The sequence below is a fragment of the Secundilactobacillus paracollinoides DSM 15502 = JCM 11969 genome (genome assembly GCF_001311135.1).
GTDB lineage: Bacteria > Bacillota > Bacilli > Lactobacillales > Lactobacillaceae > Secundilactobacillus > Secundilactobacillus paracollinoides.
The window spans coordinates 15,123-35,451 of the sequence record NZ_BBAG01000025.1 but is presented as its reverse complement, the minus strand read 5'-3'; the positions used below and the strand labels follow the sequence as shown (position 1 = coordinate 35,451).

At 47.6% G+C, this 20,329-nt stretch carries 14 protein-coding genes and 4 pseudogenes; 7 read left to right on the top strand and 11 right to left on the bottom strand.

The genetic code is table 11. The features are described from left to right. Positions 1-10 precede the first annotated feature (10 nt). The 4 genes and pseudogenes from JCM11969_RS09325 to JCM11969_RS09310 form a co-directional block, all read right to left on the bottom strand. A pseudogene (locus JCM11969_RS09325) lies at positions 11-1,338 on the bottom strand (replication-associated recombination protein A). 85 nt (positions 1,339-1,423) lie between these two features. Continuing rightward, entirely contained in the window at positions 1,424-1,606 is a 183-nt protein-coding gene (locus tag JCM11969_RS09320; protein ID WP_054710734.1) for a hypothetical protein, read from the bottom strand. 671 nt (positions 1,607-2,277) lie between these two features. Then, positions 2,278-4,036, bottom strand: a pseudogene (locus JCM11969_RS09315) (thiamine pyrophosphate-binding protein). A gap of 409 nt (positions 4,037-4,445) precedes the next feature. Further along, positions 4,446-4,700 carry an iron-sulfur cluster biosynthesis family protein gene (locus JCM11969_RS09310; RefSeq protein WP_225353216.1) on the bottom strand — a complete coding sequence of 85 codons (255 nt, stop codon included), beginning with the start codon at positions 4,698-4,700 and terminating at the stop codon, positions 4,446-4,448. Positions 4,701-4,926: 226 nt separating this feature from the next. Between JCM11969_RS09310 and JCM11969_RS18990 the strand changes: the two genes are divergently transcribed. Together JCM11969_RS18990 and JCM11969_RS18985 are read left to right on the top strand one after the other, a co-directional pair. After that, entirely contained in the window at positions 4,927-5,205 is a 279-nt protein-coding gene (locus tag JCM11969_RS18990; RefSeq protein WP_225353215.1) for a hotdog domain-containing protein, read from the top strand. Further along, the gene (locus JCM11969_RS18985) at positions 5,190-5,447 is read left to right on the top strand and encodes a hypothetical protein (protein ID WP_225353214.1); all 258 of its coding nucleotides are present in this window, start codon (positions 5,190-5,192) and stop codon (positions 5,445-5,447) included. Before JCM11969_RS18990 ends, JCM11969_RS18985 begins: the two co-directional genes overlap by 16 nt. 223 nt (positions 5,448-5,670) lie before the next feature. Here the strand turns inward: JCM11969_RS18985 and mnmG are convergent. The 6 genes and pseudogenes from mnmG to rpmH form a co-directional block, all read right to left on the bottom strand. After that, a pseudogene (gene mnmG / locus JCM11969_RS09300) lies at positions 5,671-7,580 on the bottom strand (tRNA uridine-5-carboxymethylaminomethyl(34) synthesis enzyme MnmG). 167 nt (positions 7,581-7,747) lie between these two features. Beyond that, positions 7,748-9,139 (bottom strand): tRNA uridine-5-carboxymethylaminomethyl(34) synthesis GTPase MnmE, encoded by a 1,392-nt coding sequence (gene mnmE / locus JCM11969_RS09295; protein WP_054710732.1) that lies wholly within the window; start codon positions 9,137-9,139, stop codon positions 7,748-7,750. A gap of 607 nt (positions 9,140-9,746) precedes the next feature. Continuing rightward, positions 9,747-10,523: an RNA-binding cell elongation regulator Jag/EloR gene (jag, locus tag JCM11969_RS09290; protein WP_054710748.1), complete on the bottom strand. Its 777-nt coding sequence runs from the start codon at positions 10,521-10,523 to the stop codon at positions 9,747-9,749. Positions 10,524-11,040: 517 nt separating this feature from the next. Next, positions 11,041-11,847 carry a membrane protein insertase YidC gene (gene yidC, locus JCM11969_RS09280; RefSeq protein ID WP_054710746.1) on the bottom strand — a complete coding sequence of 269 codons (807 nt, stop codon included), beginning with the start codon at positions 11,845-11,847 and terminating at the stop codon, positions 11,041-11,043. A 26-nt stretch (positions 11,848-11,873) separates the two neighbouring features. Further along, positions 11,874-12,233 (bottom strand): ribonuclease P protein component, encoded by a 360-nt coding sequence (gene rnpA / locus JCM11969_RS09275; protein ID WP_054710729.1) that lies wholly within the window; start codon positions 12,231-12,233, stop codon positions 11,874-11,876. Between the two features lie 63 nt (positions 12,234-12,296). Then, entirely contained in the window at positions 12,297-12,431 is a 135-nt protein-coding gene (rpmH, locus tag JCM11969_RS17105) for a 50S ribosomal protein L34 (protein ID WP_054702263.1), read from the bottom strand. 479 nt (positions 12,432-12,910) lie between these two features. Here rpmH and dnaA point away from each other — a divergent pair, with 479 nt between their 5' ends. Together dnaA and dnaN are read left to right on the top strand one after the other, a co-directional pair. After that, positions 12,911-14,239 carry a chromosomal replication initiator protein DnaA gene (dnaA, locus tag JCM11969_RS09270; protein WP_054710727.1) on the top strand — a complete coding sequence of 443 codons (1,329 nt, stop codon included), beginning with the start codon at positions 12,911-12,913 and terminating at the stop codon, positions 14,237-14,239. Between the two features lie 322 nt (positions 14,240-14,561). After that, positions 14,562-15,700: pseudogene (gene dnaN / locus JCM11969_RS09265) on the top strand (DNA polymerase III subunit beta). A gap of 130 nt (positions 15,701-15,830) precedes the next feature. Here the strand turns inward: dnaN and JCM11969_RS17740 are convergent. Continuing rightward, positions 15,831-15,992: a hypothetical protein gene (locus JCM11969_RS17740; protein WP_156319324.1), complete on the bottom strand. Its 162-nt coding sequence runs from the start codon at positions 15,990-15,992 to the stop codon at positions 15,831-15,833. Positions 15,993-16,751: 759 nt separating this feature from the next. Here JCM11969_RS17740 and yaaA point away from each other — a divergent pair. From yaaA to gyrB, 3 genes are read left to right on the top strand one after another with little or no spacing between them, the layout of a single operon-like run. Next, positions 16,752-16,997 (top strand): S4 domain-containing protein YaaA, encoded by a 246-nt coding sequence (yaaA, locus tag JCM11969_RS09255; RefSeq protein WP_162231468.1) that lies wholly within the window; start codon positions 16,752-16,754, stop codon positions 16,995-16,997. 2 nt (positions 16,998-16,999) lie between these two features. After that, on the top strand, positions 17,000-18,175 hold the full coding sequence (gene recF / locus JCM11969_RS09250) for a DNA replication/repair protein RecF (protein WP_054710723.1): 1,176 nt from the start codon (positions 17,000-17,002) through the stop codon (positions 18,173-18,175). 18 nt (positions 18,176-18,193) lie between these two features. Beyond that, complete coding sequence (gene gyrB, locus JCM11969_RS09245; protein WP_054710721.1) at positions 18,194-20,140, top strand: DNA topoisomerase (ATP-hydrolyzing) subunit B; 1,947 nt, start codon at positions 18,194-18,196, stop codon at positions 20,138-20,140. The last annotated feature ends 189 nt before the right edge of the window (positions 20,141-20,329 follow it).

Below are 20,329 nucleotides of genomic sequence, written 5' to 3'. Positions count from 1 at the left end.
AACGTTCCTTTTAGTGTTCTTGATGTGTTGCCCGCCACTCCTTCAAATAAGCGAGCCGTTGTTTAAACCGTTTTTCATTGCCTTGTTCAGTCGGTTCATAGTACTCATGACCAGCCAATTCATCAGGCATCGTCGTCATGGTGGTTAATTTTTCGGCTGAATTATGGGCGTACTGGTAGCCTTCGCCGTACCCGAGATCCTTCATCAGCTTGGTTGGGGCATTACGGATCTGCATCGGCACGGGCACGTTGCCGGTCTGCTTCACATCCGCCTTTACGCGATTCCGCGCCGCATAAACGGCGTTCGACTTTGGCGCCAGTGAGAGATAGATCACCGCTTCAGTGAGGTGCACATCACACTCCGGCATTCCCAGAAACTGACACGCTTGAAACACGTTTACGGCAAGATTCAACGCATTCGTATCCGCCAGCCAATGTCTTCACTCGCAAACCGAACCAGCCGCCGAGCAATGTACAGCGGGTCCTCGCCGCCATCCAGCATCCGTGATAACCAATAGATTGCAGCGTCAGCGTCACTGTTGCGCATCGATTTATGCAACGCCGAAATGATATTGTAATGCTCTTCGCCATGCTTGTCATAGCGCAGCGATTTAGTATTCAGCAGCGAATCCAGATCATTAACGGTGATGGTCACGGTTTTGTTTTCGCGATGGCCATTCAGCACAGCCATTTCCAACGTGTTAAGGGCGATCCGCGCATCGCCGTTCGCAAATTCAGCCACCATCTTGAGCGCATCCGATTCAATGTTTACGGTCAAATCAGGGAACCCAGCCGGATGCTTCAGCGCATTGTCTAAGAGGTGCTCAATATCGTTTACCGTTAGTTTTTTCAACACAAAAACTTTGCACCGTGAAAGTAACGCTGCGTTGATCTCAAACGAGGGGTTCTCAGTCGTTGCCCCGATCAGGATGATGCTGCCACGCTCAACAAAGGGCAGAAACGCATCTTGCTGCGCCTTGTTAAACCGGTGGATCTCGTCGATAAACACAATGGTGCGCTGGCCAATCTCCCGGTTGCCTTCAGCTTCCTCCATGATTTTTCGGATCTCTTTAATCCCGCTAGTCACCGCGCTAAACGTGATGAAGTGTGATTTCGTTTGGTGGGCAATGATCTGCGCCAACGTTGTTTTCCCCACACCTGGTGGTCCCCAAAAGATCATCGAAGACAGCTGGTCGTTTGCAATAATGTCCTGCAAGATCTGGCCATCGCCGAGAATCTGCTGCTGCCCAATAAAATCCGCCAATGTTTCCGGTCGCACGCGGTTCGCTAACGGACTATTTTGCCGCTGCTGGTCATCAAATAGTGAGCCCTGTTCCATCCGAAAGCCTCCCTTCTCAGTTGATAAAAAGACCGCGACACACTAAACCCCTAAGTTCAGTCCGTCCCGGCCACTGTTGTTTGTCTTATTTTTCTTGATCTTTTTTCATTTGCGCCGAGACCTTTTTGGCCTGCTCGCGCTGCTGGTTCAAATGGTTCGCCTTATCATGGGCATACGCTGTGTACAAAGCCCCATAATCCAACTCATGACTTCGTAACGAACCGTCTCCCGCGTCAAACTTGTTAACCCGACTAAACCATGATGCCATAGTAAACTCCCCCAATGACCGTTTACCTGTATGATACCAAAGTTAGCGCTTAATTAAAGGGTTTCTAGCGAATTTGACGCGGAAACTTTAGATTTCCGGCAAATTATGGTTGTTCTGTTGATAAATAATGGGTAACTAGTGGGTAATGGTCGCTGCGTTCCATCGGGCGGCCCTGCCGGTAGTAGTGTGGTCGCTACAACCGGCAATGCCGCCCGGCGCCACTCCGCTAACATACCGATGCACAGTCAACTACTCAGTGTACATTATCGTAACTAACACCCCATTAGCTAGTATTCATCAATCTACTATTGGTTATCTTTTTCACTACTAGGTTAGCTGACCACAAGGTAATTCGCAGTCGAGGGCGGATAATCTACAAACCGGGTTAATTATCTTGTCATCCTTCACCTAATAGTTATTCATTTCAGGAATGTGAGTGGAATGGCGTAATTTGGCACGGCAGCGTGGTGTCGATGTCACTTGATGGCCGTTCTTTGGCCATTTAGTGACATGCGAGACGAATAAGATCCACTCGAGAGCCGCGCAGCGGAAATCGAGTTAGCTTATTCGCGAGCCACTACGCTGCCGTGCCAAATTACAGAATGCAACGGCCTACCAACGCAAAACAAAAAGCCTGAGCATCACTCGCTCAGGCTTTCAATAGTTAACGCTTAAAGCTCATCGCCCTCAGCCCGCAGAAGTTCACCTAATGCAGGTTGTTGCTTAGTATCGATGTGATACTTGTCAGCAAATTCAGCGACTGCATCCTTGCCGTAGAGTTTTTCATCTAATGGCATGTAGGCAGTGGCAACTGGATCGTCAGGTTTGATGATGGCGTTGATAACGATTGGCTTCTTGTTGCCGTTAGCTTGCAGGTCCTTGACCTTAGCAAACACATCGTTTAATTCGTCGATGGACTTAGCAGTAAAGCCGATCCCACCGAGCCTTCAGCAACCTTTGCCCAGTCAGCTGGGGTCAGGTCGACGCCGTAGAAGTGTTGTTTCGTTTCAGCTTGTTCGTAGTAGATGAACCCAAACCGATCGTTTGAGAGGACCACGTTAATGACTGGTAATTCATAACGGGCTTCAGTGATGACGTCTTGTTCCACCATGGCGAACCCACCGTCACCGGAAAGTGACCATGCTTGAGCATCTGGCACACTTAACGCACCGGCTAACCCACCAGGCAGGCCAAAGCCCATGGTTGCGAACAGTCCGGAAATAGCGAAGCGTTGGTTCTTGTTCATTGGTAATCCACGAACGCCCCACTCGGAAACATTCCCGGTATCCACAGCGTAGGTATCGTTTGGCCCAGCGAGTTCAGCAATCTTAGCGGTCACTGATTCTGGGTTCAAGCCCTTGCTGTCATCCTTGGCTAATTGATCCAGCCGAGCATCCCAGTTCTTCTTGTTTTCTTGGTTTGCTTTCAGCCAAGTGCCAGCTGGTAAGGTCTCACCAGTGTCGATCAGGGCTTGCAGATAGGTCTTAGCATCCGCAATCACAGCGTAGTCAACGTCAACGGTCTTGCCAATATCAAAGGCGTTGGTGTTCACTTCAATGATTTTAACGTTCTTTGGCCAGAAGTTTGCGAATGGGAATTCTGAACCGAGGAATAAGATGAGATCCGTGTGTTGTAAGGCTTCGAAACCTGATTTAGTCTCTAAACGGCCAAACGTCCCAATGAAGTTGGATGGTCAGTGCTGATGACACCAGTAGCTGGCACCGTGTTCATCACGGGAATGTTGAACTGTTCTGAGAATTTCGTCAAAACGTCTCTTGCGCCCAGCAGGCCACGGCCAGCGTAAATTAACGGATGTTTTGCGTTCTTCAATAGTTCAAGTGAATCGGTAATGGCTTTTGGATCAACAGTTTGCGTAAAGTTATCAGCTACAACTTTTGGTGTCTTGGATGGCACGTAGTCGATTTCCTTAGTCGTCAGGTCTTCAGGTAAGATCACAACGGCAACGCCGCTTTGACGATAAGCTTCACGAATCGCTTCGTTGATCACGTAAGGAATTTGTTCCGCGGTCGTCACAGTCCGGTTATAGACACCAACATCTGAAAACATTGGTGTTTCATCCATTTCTTGGAAGTAGTTGGTGTTCATTGAATCCTGGCCAACTTGCCCAACAATGGCAAGCACTGGCACGTGATCCATTTTGGCATCATATAACCCGTTAAATAAGTGGGTTGCGCCAGGACCAGCTGACCCAAAGGCCACGCCAATCTTACCAGTAAACTTAGCGTCGGCCGAAGCAGCGATTGCCCCTACTTCTTCGTGTCGAACCTGAATATACTTCACGCTATCTTGTTCGAGATATAAGCCTTCAACTGTGTGGTTAATGGATCCGCCTGGAATACCATAGACGTGATCAACGCCCCAATCAGCTAATGTTTTTACTAACGCTTGACCTGCCATCATTTTAGTCATGTGTCTCGCTCCCTAATCTACTTATAATCTCACTAGATAAAGGCTAGTGGTAACCTGACTCCTATTTACGAAATTCATTGTAGGACGTGAACAAAAAAAGGTCACATAATTTGACTTACTTTTTGTAAGAATGTTGAACACGCGTGATTTAAAAAACGTGTTGCTTCCATTTAAAGGGTTCATTTTGATAATAATCAGATAATTTGACGCGCAATCGTCTAATTTAGAACGGCCATTCTAAATTAGAGTAACCGGAATTTCGACCTTTTTCAGTGGCTAATTGTTTCACGTGAAACATATCGGATTAGTGTGTCCGCTCGTCAACGATCTCCACATTCTCATCAATTTCATCATTATCGTCCGCCAAAACCAGCGTGTTATAGCGTGGCTGCAGCGTCAATTTCATATTCTAGCCAAGGAATTTTTCGGAATAGCCCTTAAAGTAGATGGTCCCCAGGTTAGAATCAAGGGCCTGATCATAGTCCGTATAAGGCATATCGTTGTTGATCAAAATTAACTGAAATGACACTTGAAGTGCCACTAAACCATGGTGCGAATATGGGCCAACCCCGTCGTCGTAGCTGAGTAACAGCCGGGTATCGTCTGTTAAATGTGCCTTGATCTTGTCGGCTGCGGCTTGCGAGATCTCTAGGTGTTTTGTCATTTTGCATTCCTTCTCTCTTTTGTTTGTGGGAACCTTTTACTGGTTCGAAGCTTTCTACTTATTTGGAGCTGAAACGTGTTCAGCAAGGCACGGGGCTAACGTGTAACGGACTCTGACCCGCCTTGCTTCACACTCTTTCCAAATTATCTTCCCATCCCCTCGTAAGCGCAACCAATTAGCTTTTAATTTATGCTAAACTAGAACCAACAGTATGGAGGTCAAGCTCATGACAACAGAAAAAATGACATGTCGCGCAACACGTTCCCTTACCAACCACCGGGTCTTTCCGGCTGATATTAACGAACACGGAACCGTCTTTGGTGGCCGGACCCTGGCCCTAGTTGATGATAGTTCCTCCGTTTCGGCTGCCCGGGTCTCAAAACAGATTCAGGTCACCGCAGCAATGGATCACATGCAGTTTCTAAATCCCTTTGCCGTTCCGGAAACCATGGTGATCGACTCCTACGTGACTGGCACCAGCAAGCGTCCATGGAAGTCTTTGTGAAGGTCATGGGCGAAGACCTGACCACTGGTGGCCGTTTCCTTGGCTTCACCTGTTTCGTCACCTTTGTCACTGCAGCAAGTCCCGCCGACCCTGAATTGCCAGAAATCGTGCCCGAGACAGACGAGGAAAAATTTCTCTGCGCCGGCTATGAAGCACGCGTTCAAGAACGGAAAGCTGGTCGGGCTACCGAACGCGAAACGTTGACCCACATCGATCTTGAAGCCCCGGAATTTAAAAAATAACACCCTGTTGGCCTGCCATATTTGGCGGCTTTTTTGTTGTCAGTTTGACCACCCCACGCCAAAAGGCAATTGTATAAATATACACGTGTATACGTTCAGTGTTTTAATAAGAGGTCATACTTGTTGTTTCTATAACATACTAAATAAGGACCAGCCGCCTTCAACTTGAAAGTGGCTGGTCCTTATTATGACGCATTTAACAATCACACTATTACTAATAATTCTACTTAACCTTTGCAATCTTACCCTGCTCAATATAAACATCGAGAATGGCAATATCAGCTGGGTTGACCCCGCTGATCCGAGTTGCTTGGGCGACCGTTTCAGGCCGGATCTTGTTGAGCTTTTGATGGGCTTCAGTTGCGAGGCCATCAATGGCGTCGTAGTCGATGTTGTCAGGGATCTTCTTAGCTTCCATCTTCTTCATCTTGGCCACGTTCTCTTCGGCCTTCTTAATGTAACCAGCGTACTTGATCTGGACGTCGATCTCTTCCATCTCACGGCGATCCAGTGGCACATCGGGTGCGGGAATGAACTGCATCAGATCCTTATACGTCACTTGTGGCGACGCAGGAAGTCTGCTGCCAAAACACCGTCCTTCAACGGCTTCTCATTATGAGACTGAACATAGGCATTCACAGCATCCGACGGCTTGACCCGCACCGTATTCAACCGCGCAATTTCGTTTTTAATGGTCTGACGCTTCTGGGTGAAGGCATCGTAACGTTCCTGAGAGATCAGGCCCAGTTCGTAACCCTTGTCCGTCAACCGCAGATCGGCGTTGTCGTGGCGCAAGATTAACCGGTACTCTGCCCGGCTGGTCAACAAACGGTAGGGTTCGTTCGTGCCCTTGGTGACCAAATCATCAATCATGACACCAATGTAGCCTTCAGAGCGTTTCATGATGAATTCGCCCTTGTCCAGTGCCCGCAGACCGGCGTTAATGCCGGCCATAATGCCCTGTCCAGCAGCCTCTTCGTAACCAGAAGTCCCGTTGGTCTGACCCGCTGTGAACAGGTTCTTGACCAGCTTAGTTTCCAACGTCGGCCGGAGTTGATAAGGTGAAACGACATCGTACTCGATGGCGTATCCTGGGCGCATCATTTCAGCGTGCTCGAGCCCCTTGATGGAGTGGAGGATCTTTTGCTGAACCTCTTCCGGCATCGACGTCGACAAGCCTTGAACATACCATTCATCCGTGTTCCGGCCCTCTGGTTCCAAGAACAGCTGATGGCGGCTCTTGTCAGCAAACCGAACGATCTTATCCTCAATGGATGGGCAGTAACGGGGGCCGACACCTTCGATAACACCGGTAAACATTGGCGCGCGATCCAGGTTATCCCGAATGATCTTATGCGTCGTTTCGTTGGTGTACGTCAGCCAGCAAGACAGCTGATTCTTCAATGACAGGTAGTTTTCATCCGGTGTTTCATAGCTGAAGTGGTTTGGCTCAACGTCGCCAGGTTGCTCCTCGGTCTGATCGTACTGAATCGTGTTGCCGTCAACTCGTGGCGGTGTCCCAGTCTTAAACCGCTTGAGTTCCAGACCGTACTTTTCCAAATTCTTAGTCAACTTCATGGCTGGCTGTGAGTTATTGGGCCCGGATGAATACATCAATTCTCCAATAATAATTTTCCCGCGGGCAGCAGTTCCAGCCGCGATCACCACGGCTTTAGCGCTGTACCGCGCACCCGTGTTGGTGATGACCCCTTTGCAGACGCCATCTTCAACGATCAGATCATCCACGATGCCTTGACGCAACGTGACGTTTGGTTCCTTTTCAAGGGTATGCTTCATTTCGGCGTGGTAGGCGTGCTTATCGGCCTGCGCGCGTAACGCCCGGACAGCAGGCCCCTTACCCGTGTTCAGCATCCGCATTTGCACGTAGGTCTTATCAATATTGCGGCCCATTTCACCGCCCAATGCGTCAATTTCGCGGACGACGATCCCCTTTGCGGGACCACCGACTGACGGGTTACATGGCATAAAAGCGACCATGTCCAAATTGATGGTCATCAGCAGGGTCTTATTGCCCATGCGCGCAGCTGCGAGCGTGGCCTCAACACCGGCATGGCCGGCACCTACGACAATGACATCGTAGTCTGTTCCTTGGTATGGTTGAATCTCAGGCATATCGTTTCTCTCCTTGACTGTTGCTCTTTTTTTAATCGTTATGAAATGACCATGGCCCCTTTAACAAGAACATGGTCTTGTGATAATTCGTGTGACGCCACGTACTTCATTGCATCGACCTTAGAGTGTCACATGCTACGCTGCAAGACGTTGTGAGTCAACGGATGTTACTTACCAACACAGAACTGGCTGAACAGTTGATCCAGCAACTCATCTTGGTAACTATCTCCGGTAATCTCTCCAAGGTCGTTCCAGCAACGCGTCATGTCGATTTGAACAAGGTCGACAGGCATCCCCGCAGAAATACCCGTCATGACGTCGTCGAGCGCCTGGCTTGCCTGATTTAACAGGCCAATGTGGCGCGCGTTAGTCACCATGACGTTTCCCTGACCGCTTTCGATGCCTTCATCAAAGAATAAGTGGGCGATTTCGTCCTGCAGCTCACTGACCCCTTGATTTTGCAGCATGGATGTCTTGATCAGCTTGGTATCCCCAGCCAATTTCGCCAATTCGTCCATGTCGAGCTTAAGCGGCAAGTCCGTTTTATTTAAAATGATAATGCGCTTCTCGTCAGCAGTGTCGGCTAATAGCTGCCGGTCGCCATCCGTTAATGGTTCACTGGTATCCAGTACCAGCAAGACCAGGTCAGCGGCACCAATTGCTTTTCTCGAGCGCTCAACACCGATTTTTTCAACCGTATCCTCCGTTTTACGGATACCGGCTGTATCAATCAGTTTAAGCGGCACGCCAGCCACGTTAACGTATTCTTCGATCACGTCACGGGTCGTCCCGGCAACGTCTGTCACAATGGCTTTATCTTCGTTTAACAGCCGATTAAGCAGGCTGGACTTCCCAACGTTTGGTCGGCCAACGATTGCCGTGGCCAACCCTTCTCTGAGAACCTTGCCCTGTTTTGCCGTTTTCAGTAACTGCTGAATCGACGCCTTAACGTCCTGCGCCTTTTCCAATAATAGTTTGGTCGTCATCGTTTCCACGTCGTCGTACTCCGGATAGTCGATGTTGACTTCAACTTGAGCCAACACCTCCAAGATATCCTGACGCAGACTTTTGATCAACCGTGAAAGATTGCCATCCAATTGATTCAGGGCAACCTTCATTGACTTATCCGTTTTTGCACGGATGAGGTCCATGACCGCTTCGGCCTGTGACAGATCGATCCGGCCGTTTAAGAAAGCGCGTTTGGTAAATTCACCTGGTTCAGCAAGCCGTGCCCCGTTACTGAGCACGAGTTGCAGGATCTCATTGGTGGCCATCAAGCCCCCGTGACAGTTGATCTCCAGCACGTCTTCACGGGTGTAAGTCTTTGGTGCCCGCATGACGGAGACCATGACTTCATCAACCTCTGACTGGGTCGCCGGATCAATAATATGGCCATAATTAATCGTGTGAGAGTTCACATTCTTCAAGTTTTTACCCTTAAATAACGGTTCGACAATATCAAAGACATTGTCCCCGCTCACCCGAATAATTGAAATACCACCCTCGCCAGGCGGTGTTGCAACGGCCGCAATCGTATCAAATTCACTTGTCGCTGTCATAGCGTTATCCCTCCTCATTGGAATTGTGACGAATTTCACGCACAAAAAAAGTGCGCATCCGTGCCCCTAACAGCACGGATAAAGCACTTTGACTACTTTATCTATTTAAGATAAGAATGATTGTCTACAATATTAATGGGAATCGGTCGTTTTGTCAAGACGAACAGGCAAAACAAGTGTTTGGATTTTGGTGTTTTTGTTTAAAAACATGGGTTCCTCGAGGTCTGAATTCCGTTGCATTCCGCAATTTGGCACTCCGTGTGGTGGCTCGCGACTGAGCTAACTCGATTTCCACTGCGTGGCTCTCGAGTGGATCTCAGTCGACTCGCACATCAGTAACCGACCAGCTTAACTTACCTATTGTGGAAACGTGTTCCGCAGGGCGAGCGGTGGAACGAAACGACCTTAGAGCGCTACTTTGACAACAGAAAGCCTTCCGGAAGGTAGAAAACGACAATTCATATATTTGAACGTACCACAAAAAGTGGCATCATTTAGGTGCAAATGCCACCATTTCATCGCTATTTAATTTTTAAAAATTTTAGTGAACTTGCATTTTCAAGTCAGCACAAAATAAGCATCCGTTCGATGCGTTAAAATTTTGTGGTTAGCGCGGTGAAATAACGACGGCGCGCTTTGGTTCGCTACCAGCTGAATACGTCATGACGTGGTCGTTATTGGCCAAAACAGCATGGATTTGCTTACGTTCGAAGGATGGCATCGGATCCAGGTAGACTGGTTTTCCGGTTGCGACAACTTCGCGCGCCATGTTTTCAGCTAGCCGGGTCAGCGTGTCAATTCGCCGACTCCGGTAATTAGCAACGTCTAATGTTACAACTAGTTTTGAGAAGCGTTTGTGATTTAAATAAACCTGAGCAAGACTCTGCATAGCGTTGATAGTCCGGCCGTGTTTACCGATCAGCAGTCCCTCAGCTTCAGTGTTAAAGTTAACGGTCACTTGACGGTGCTTGATCTCTGTCGTGCTGGTGGCATCAATGCCAAGCTGCGCAACGATTTCATCTAGGTAATCTTTTAGTTCAGCAACCACTTCAGCGTATGATTTCTTGCTGGTGGCTTCTGTTTCAAATTCAATAGTGGATGCTTCAGTTTCAGTAGTTTCTTCAGTGGTTGTTTCGGTTGTTGTCCGGTTCATGGGCTGTGCTTGCGGTTCTGTTGCCGCAGCGGCAGTCGCCTGGACGTCTGAGTGCGTGGTTTCGGTCTGTTTAGCAGTCACATCAACTTCTGCTTGACGCGCGCCAATGCCGAAAAAACCACGCCGAGGCGTTACTTGAACCGTGGTTTCGATTTCTGTTCTGGTTAAGCTCAATGCTTTTAAGCCGGCTTCAATAGCGGCTTCCACGGTATCGCCTTTAAATACAGTCATGGTAAATTCTCCCTTCATGGGTATAACCCCATTAGATATAGTATATCATGGTCCCTCTTAATAATAGCGCAAAATTAAGTGTTAGCGCTTTAAACTGGTGGTTTTTGTAGCAGAGCGCGGAAGAAAACGGGTTGAGACCAGAATATAAGGACAAGAAGTGGGAAATCCCGGGTCTGGATTTGTCACTTCTTGCCCTTATATGGCCGGTCTCAGTTTTCTGGAGCGCGTTTCGGCTAGATAAACTAGAAGACTCAAAAAACCTGATTCTCATATTTAATCTTCACACCGTATACTACCTTGTCATGCAGTTTCCTGAATCAGTTTACTACTCTGTGGTTCCTATGTATTTATGACACAACTGCAATCTGTGACGTGGACAATTGTGCCTAGTCACATCCCGTCCTTCTCTTAGCCTTTAGCCGAAACGTGCTCCCAAGGGCAAGGCCTTAACCGCCCTTTTTCCGCACTCTAAAAAACGCGCCACCCGGATTCACACCCGGGTGGCACGATTTTTTAGTTACTTACGACGAGATTGTTTTGCGCGTTTAACAGCTTTTTTGACCTTGCGATCATGTTCCTGTTTCTCGCGTTCCTGCGCCTCACGTTCACGCCGGATCTTCCAAGGATTTTGAATAACCAAGGTCTGACCCACTTGGAAAGCATTCGTTACAACCCAGTAAAGGGAAACGGCACTTGGCAAGCTTAAGGCGGTAATGAAAATGATAATTGGTGTCGTGACGGTCATCATGGTGGTCATCCCGTTTGATTCGGGTTGGCCTTGCATCATGAGCCACGAACTAAAGAACGTAAAGACGGCAGCCAAAATCGGTAAGATAAAGTAAGGATCTCGAGACCCTAATTGCAGCCATAAGAAACTCCCTGTCCGCAACACGTGCGTTCTAAAGATCGCCTGATACAATGCCCAAATGATTGGCAGTTGAATAACCATTGGCAAACAACCAGCCACTGGGTTGACCCCAGCTTCGCTATAGAGCTTTTGCTGCTCTTCACGCAGTTTAGCCATTGTTTCTTGATCTTTAGATGAGTATTTCTTTTGCAGTGCTTTTAACTGCGGCTGAATTTCTTGGGTCTTGCGCATACTTCTGGTTTGGAAGATCATCAATGGCAAAATAATGATCCGGACGATAATCGTGAAAACGATGATCCCGATACCATAACTCCCATTAAAGAGGTTCGACAACCAGATAATTGCTCTCGAGAAGTTTAGTAAAACAACGCCATCCCAAAAACCGGTACTGTGACTCGTAATCGGCTGATTACCACAGGCGGTCAAGAAAACGGCTAGCGCGACAATGCTACCCATCGTCGCAAAGCGTTTTAATTTTTTCACTAGTCTTCCTCGCTGTACTCAGTATCAAGCAATTTTGCAAGTTTTAAAACGTGAATCAAGTGCGCCTTAATGTCCGGCATGGGCATCTCAGACGTGGTTGGCCGAGCGATGACGAGAATATCAACGTCCTGCTTCAAGAACGGCTTCAGTTCCAGCAAGGATTGCCGAATCCGCCGCTTGACCCAGTTACGATGAACCGCGTTGCCGATCTTCTTACCAACAGAGATGCCCACCCGGAAATGCTTCTGGTTAGGTTTCTCCATTTTATATAGAACAAATTGCCGGTTGGCAACTGATTGGCGCGCTTCAAAGACTTCTTGAAACTCGGTCTCCTTTTTAACGCGGTAAGATTTTCGCATAGTGCATCTCCAAAGGTGGAATCTCTGGTCATAAAAATAAAAGACCACTGACGGTCAGTGGTCTTATGCAGACAATACTTTTCTACCTTTTTGACGTCTACGTGCTAAAACCTTACGGCCGTTACTCGTACTCATCCGCTTACGGAAACCATGTACCCGTGAACGATGACGCTTCTTAGGTTGATATGTGCGCTTCATTAGAACTAACACCTCCTGCGCTTTGTGGCGAAGAACCACTATATTTACATCGTAAAATGCATTTCTAAAATATAGTACCATACTCTCGCCTAAATACAAAGACTGAATTTAATTTTCTTGGGTTTCTAAAATTTGTTTCATGACTTTAGCTTGTGGATAACCTGTGTATTTGGATTTTGAATTCACATCTTTTTAACTGAGTTATCCACCAATCCACACCCTGTGGTTTCGCAATCGTTTTTGGGTGTTCTTTCTGGGGACGAACGTGTGAAACACTTGATATAACTGTATTTGTTTTACACAACAGCCTGTGGATAAAAATGTTTCACAGAGACTTGTCCACAGTTATCCACACCCCTGTTAATAACTTCCAAACACCCTGTGAAACAATTATCCACAACGTAAAAAGGCTGTGGAAAACTTTTTTGTGGCATGCTAAACTGAATTTATCATTTCAATATTGGGGAGGTAACAAAACAGTGCTTGATTTAGACACCCTGTGGGGAGATATCAAGGATGACTTCCGAAAGCGAGTCGCACCAACGGCTTACACTACTTGGATCGATACTGCAGATCCCGTGAAGTTGACCAACCATCGTCTTACAATCAAGCTGCCGTCTGAGTTGCATCGGGATTATTGGAAACGCAATTTAACCCAACCGTTAGTTGAGTTTGCCTACGAAGCAACCCAAGAAGACATCCAGCCTGTCTTTGTCGTTGAAGATGAAGCGACTAACGCCACGGTGCCGCGAGAACCGGCCACCAATGCCCACAACGTTAGCCAAGACGCCAAATTGAACCCGAAATATACCTTTGACACCTTCGTTATTGGTAAGGGAAATCAAATGGCGCATGCCGCCGCCCTCGTCGTTTCAGAAGAACCCGGCTCCATGTACAATCCGCTCTTCTTCTATGGCGGCGTTGGTCTTGGAAAGACACACTTGATGCACGCGATCGGCAACAAGATGTTAAACGATGATCCGAACACAAAAGTAAAGTATGTGACCAGCGAAGCCTTTACCAACGACTTCATTACCGCGATCCAATCCAAAACGCAAGAACAGTTTCGAGAAGAATATCGCAACGTTGACCTGCTCCTCGTTGATGATATTCAATTTTTTGCCGATAAAGAAGGGACACAGGAAGAATTCTTCCATACCTTTAACGCCTTATATGATGACGGCAAGCAAATCGTCCTCACTTCTGACCGGTTACCGCATGAGATTCCGAAGTTGCAAGACCGCCTAGTTTCACGGTTTGCCTGGGGCTTGTCCGTTGACATTACCCCACCGGACCTCGAAACGCGGATCGCGATTCTGCGCAACAAAGCCACTGCGGACGCGATCTACATCCCTGATGAAACACTGAGTTATATCGCCAGCCACATTGACTCCAACGTGCGTGAACTTGAAGGCGCCTTAGCCCGAGTCCACGCCTATTCGAAGCTGGTCCACCAGCCGATCACAACTGAATTAGTCGCGACTTCCTTGAAGAGCTTAAAGCTCGACAAGCATAGTAGTGAAGTCACGATCCCATCCATCCAAGAAAAGGTCGCTAAGTACTACCACGTCTCGCTGGCCGACTTGAAGGGTAAAAAACGGATGAAATCCATCGTCATGCCGCGTCAGATTGCCATGTACCTTTCTCGCGAACTGACGGATAGCTCGTTGCCAAAAATTGGGAACGAGTTTGGCGGTAAGGACCATACGACCGTCATCCACGCCTATGATAAGATTGCCGAAGCCCTCAAAACTGACAGCGACCTGCAAAGTGAAATTAGTAATCTTAAAACCGAGATCGACCGCTAGTTCATTTTTCTAAATCTGGATGACTAGCGATTATCTGATCCAAAGTAACTGAGCGTTAGATAGAAAGTAATCGATTGACAAAATAGGAAGTCGACTACTTTTTTTAATGCGTTAAGTAGGCTATTATTAAGCTAACTAGAACCTTCTATAGAAGAAAGTCACAATGAGGCCTGGGGATAAGTCTAAAAGTTATGCACAAGTTATCCACAAGTGGAAAACCTAGTAACACGTTATCTTAAGAAAACTTATCCACAGTATCAACCGCCCTACTACGACTATCTTTTAATCTTTATATTATGGATACTAAGGAGTGTCACTCAAAATGAAATTTACGATCAATCGTGCTGCGTTCTTAAAAGAACTCAATAACGTTTCGCGGGCTATTTCATCAAAGACCACGATTCCAATTTTAACTGGCTTGAAACTAGTTGCTGATGATAACGGCTTGACCTTAACTGGGTCCGATGCTGACATTTCCATTGAAGCTTTGATCCACGCTGATGACCCAGATAACCAGTTAGCTATTGAATCCACTGGTGCCATCGTGTTACCTGCCCGGTTCTTTGGCGACATCGTTAAGCGGCTGCCTGAAGACAACATGACGTTAGATGTGACAGAAGGTTTCCAAACAGAGATCACTTCTGGTTCAGCATCCTTCACAATTAACGCTTGGACGCCAACAATTATCCACGCTTACCAGAAATTGATGCAACGGATGCCATCACCTTATCCGGCGACGTCTTCCGCGAACTCATTAATCAAACGGTTATCGCGGTCTCAAATCAGGAAAGTCGGCCAATCTTGACTGGTGTTCATTTCACGTTAGTTGACGACCAGCTACTGGCTGTGGCAACGGACAGTCACCGGTTATCACAACGCAAAATCACCCTGCCAACATCAGCATCAGCGACCTATGACGTCATCATTCCCGGTAAGAGTTTGACGGAACTGTCACGAATGATCAGCGATGACAATCCTGATGTTGAAATGCGCTTATCCGACAATCAAGTATTATTCACGATCGACGACCGCCTGTTTTATTCTCGGTTGTTGGAAGGCAACTACCCTGACACGTCACGCTTGATTCCAAAAGAAGCGACGACCAGTGCTGAGTTTGATGCAAAGAGCTTGCTGGCTTCGGTCGAACGTGCCTCTCTGTTGTCACATGAATCCCGGAATAACGTGGTCAAATTGACCCTGAACTCTGAGGATGGAAAGGCAACGATCTTCGGCAATTCCCCAGATGTTGGGAACGTTGAAGAAGAGTTGACACCAAAGGAATTGACTGGTGACGAACTGGAAATTTCCTTCAACCCAGATTACATGAAGGACGCCCTGCGTTCCTTCGGCCAAACAGAGATCCGCATTGCCTTCACATCACCATTGAGACCATTCACGCTGGTGCCAACTGAAGACAGTGAGAACTTTATTCAGTTGATTACGCCGGTGAGAACGTTTTAGAGAGTGTGGAAGAAGGCGGTTAAGGAGTGGAGCCTAAGTAACTTCGACCGAAAAAGGCTGGTTTTGCTTTTTTTGGTCGAAGTTACTTAGGTGCAACTCCTTGCCTTCTGGAACACGTTTCGGCAAAAGGCTAAGAGAAAGCAGTTGCCAGTAGCAATTTATAGCTTTCATCAGAAAATCCTGGTTTTGCTTTTTTTGGTCGAAGTTGCTTCTGCAGTAGCCCCCTGCCTTCTGGAACACGTTTCAACTCAAGGCTAATAGAAAGCAGCTGCCAAAAAGCAGTAACTTTCATTGGCCAATCCAGGTTTTATATTTGATGCTGGGTACCCAAAATGCACAAACCCGCATAACAGCAACCGTAAACCCAACAAATAAAACCAGTTTGTATCAAAATGAACAAGTAAATCAATCAAAAAAAGAGACTTATTCCAAAAATGGAATAAGTCTCTTTTTACATCAAAATAACTTTGTGAAAAATGGTAAGACACCAAATAGAACCTAACACCAGGTCTATCAAAATGGCCAAAGAGGCCGTCTGCTTGAAACTGATCATCCGCGAAGCAATAAAGAAGCAATATCAGTTGGACAAAAAGAGTACCTAATAGAGCGTTGCCTTAAAAAACGACAAACAGTCAATCAAATTAGCCATGACGCATACACATAACTGACGTGGCACATCTCTCAAAAAAATTATTGAATGTGCATTGCCGGTTTTTATCAGCCAAACCGATTCAAAATCTCGCCCGTAGTTCATTGACTAAGTCATCTTTTTATTTTCAAACATCAAAAGCAGTTTTCCATGTCTTAAACTAGCCAAATCAGCCCATATTCACCACAAATCACCCAACTTTTCGTTACATCCGTTCAAAGTCAGTCTCCGAAAATCCAAAAACAGGGGTAATTTCGCTGGAAACCATGAATTTTTAAATTCTAAGCGCATTTTGGCTGATTTTGATAAAAGACACATTCAAGCCAGAAAATCGCTCATATTGCTTGTACGTGATTGAAAGGTATACTTTTACCCTCAAAAAGCGTATAATTAGTAGAGAAAATGAAGGTGGGTGAAGCCGTGAAAAAGGAAGTTTTCATTGAGCCGCCATACATCACCTTGGGCCAGATGCTTAAAGAAGAAGCAATCGTTGGGTCCGGTGGTCAGGCGAAGTGGTATCTCAAAGAGCATGCCGTAGATGTTAATGGCGAACCGGACAATCGCCGGGGACGTAAGTTATATCCGGGTGATACGGTTGATGTCAAAGATGTCGGGCTATTTTTTATACGCTTAAATCAGGCTGAATAGTCATGAAATTACAGGCATTAGCGTTACACAATTTCCGCAATTACGACGACGTGACAGTGGCGTTTGGCGACGGGGTCAATGTCTTGCTGGGTGAAAATGCCCAGGGGAAGACGAACCTGCTGGAGGCCATTTATTTTTTGGCCTTAGCCCGCAGTCACCGGACAAGTAGTGACCGCGACTTGATCAATTGGCAGGCGGAAACAGCGCAGGTGAAGGGTCGGGTGCAGAAGGCCAGCGGGAATACTCCGTTGGAACTGGATCTGTCAAAGCACGGTAAGCGTGCCAAGGTCAATCATTTAGAGCAGGCCAAGCTGTCCCGCTATGTTGGGCAGCTAAACGTGATCCTGTTCGCGCCAGAAGACCTGTCATTGGTCAAGGGGGCACCCCAGATTCGCCGCCGGTTTATGGATATGGAATTTGGCCAAATGAGCCAGAAGTATCTGTATAACTTGTCTCAATATCGGACAATTCTGAAACAACGTAATAAATACCTGAAGGAACTGGGTGCTAAACAGCAAAAGGACCTTGTTTTACTCGACGTGTTGTCGGATCAGCTGGCTAATTATGGCGCGCAGATCATGTTTCAACGCATCACGTTTTTAAAACAACTGGAGACCTGGGCCGCCCAGATCCACCAAGAAATCTCACAACAGCGCGAAACGCTGACCTTTCATTATGCGACGAGTATCGCTGACGATGCGTTAGTGGATACGGCACACATTTACGAGGCCTTAAAAGCCGGTTACGCGGCCAAGCGAGATAAAGAATTGTTTCAACGAACGACACTGCTGGGACCGCATCGTGATGACCTGAAATTCATTGTGAACGACAAGGACGTCGCCAGCTTTGGCTCTCAGGGGCAACAGCGGACCACAGCACTCAGCGTCAAGTTAGCGGAAATTGATTTAATGCACGAACAAACCGGCGAGTATCCCGTCCTGTTACTGGACGATGTTCTGTCGGAGCTCGATGATATGCGGCAGACTCACCTACTGACTGCCATACAAGACAAGGTGCAAACATTTTTGACCACCACGAGTCTAAGTGGGGTGGCCCAGAAGTTGATTCACCAACCAAAGATCTTCACCATCAACAACGGTCAGATCAGTTCTGAGTCGGACGATGGTGATGAGGACGCGTCTGCGGATGCGGCTGATGACGAGACTAACGGTATTTAGCAAAAGGAGGAATATCACTTGGCTGATAAGGAAGAAAGCAAGCAGGAAAAGGCACGCGAATACGATGCCAGCCAGATCCAAGTGTTGGAAGGACTTGAAGCGGTTCGGAAACGGCCCGGGATGTACATTGGGACGACGAGCTCACAAGGGCTGCACCACTTGGTCTGGGAAATCGTGGATAACGGGATCGATGAAGCTCTGGCAGGTTTCGCCGATGCCATCCATGTGACCGTTGAAAAGGACAACAGTATTACCGTTGTTGATAACGGTCGTGGGATCCCGGTTGACACGCAAAAGAAGACGGGGAAATCCGCTCTGGAAACCGTCTTTACGATCCTGCATGCCGGTGGTAAGTTCGGCGGCGGCGGGTACAAAGTTTCCGGTGGGCTGCATGGTGTGGGGGCATCCGTTGTGAACGCGCTGTCCTCCGAACTGGACGTTAAGGTCGTTCGGGACGGCAAGCGGTACTACATGGACTTTGCGTACGGCCACGTTAAGACCCCAATGAAGGTCATTGACGAAGGGTTACCAGAAAACATTCGCGGGACCACGGTGCACTTCTTGCCGGACCCAGATATTTTCCGGGAAACCACTACGTACGACATTAAGATCCTGACCACCCGGATCCGCGAGCTGGCTTTCTTAAACAAGGGTCTGCGCATTACTATCCGTGATGAGCGGCCTGACGAGCCAACTGAACAATCCTTTATGTACGAAGGCGGGATCCGTCATTACGTTGAATATTTAAATAAAAACAAGGATGTCATTTTCCCTGAACCAATCTATGTTGAAGGTGAAGAAAAGGGCATCACGGTTGAAGTTGCGTTGCAGTATACCGACGACTACCACTCAAACCTGTTGACGTTTACCAACAACATCCACACCTACGAAGGTGGGACGCATGAAGAAGGGTTCAAACGTGCTTTGACGCGGATCATCAACGACTATGCGCGCAAGAACAATCTCATGAAGGACAACGAGGATAACCTGAGCGGGGAAGATGTCCGTGAAGGCTTGACCGCCGTTGTCTCAGTTAAACATCCGGACCCACAATTTGAGGGTCAAACGAAGACGAAACTTGGGAACTCGGATGCCCGGACGGCCACTGACCACCTGTTTAGCGAACGTTTCTCGAAGTTCCTGATGGAAAACCCTGATGAAGCTAAGAAGATCGTTGATAAGGGGATGCTGGCTTCTAAGGCGCGGGGTGCAGCTAAGCGGGCGCGTGAAGTTACTCGAAAGAAGAGCGGCCTTGAAATCAGTAACCTGCCTGGTAAGTTAGCTGATAACACCAGTAAAGATCCAGCAATTTCTGAATTGTTCATCGTCGAAGGGGATTCCGCCGGCGGTTCTGCTAAGCAAGGTCGGTCACGGTTGACCCAAGCCATCCTACCAATTCGTGGGAAGATCTTAAACGTTGAAAAGGCCAGCATGGATCGCATCTTAGCCAACGAAGAAATCCGGTCACTGTTTACAGCGATGGGCACTGGGTTTGGCGAAGATTTCGATGTCAGCAAGGCAAACTACCACAAACTGATCATCATGACCGATGCCGATGTCGATGGCGCCCATATTCGGACGTTGTTGTTAACCTTGATCTACCGGTACATGCGGCCACTGCTTGAAGCAGGCTACGTTTACATTGCTCAGCCGCCGCTGTACCAGGTTCGCCAAGGGAAGATGCACCGTTACATCGATTCCGATGAAGAATTAAAAGACTTCGTCGGCCAGCTGCCACCGTCACCAAAACCAGCTATCCAACGGTACAAAGGGCTTGGTGAAATGGACGCTGAACAACTCTGGGAAACGACCATGGATCCAGAAAATCGTCGGTTGCTCCGAGTTGATGCCAGCGACGCCATGGATTCTAACGACGCGTTCACCACACTGATGGGCGATAAGGTCGAACCCCGGCGTGAATTTATTGAGCAGAATGCGAAGTATGTAGAAAACCTAGATGCCTAGAGTGTGGAAGAAGGCGGTTAAGGGGCGGAGCATAAGTAACTTTCGACAGAAAATCCCGGTTTTGGATTTTGTGCCGGAAGTTGCTTAGGTGCAACTCCTTGCCTTCTGGAACACGTTTCAGCTCAAGGCTAATAGAAAGCCGCTTGCAGGTAGCGATTTGTAGCTTATAAAATCCTAATTTTGGATTTT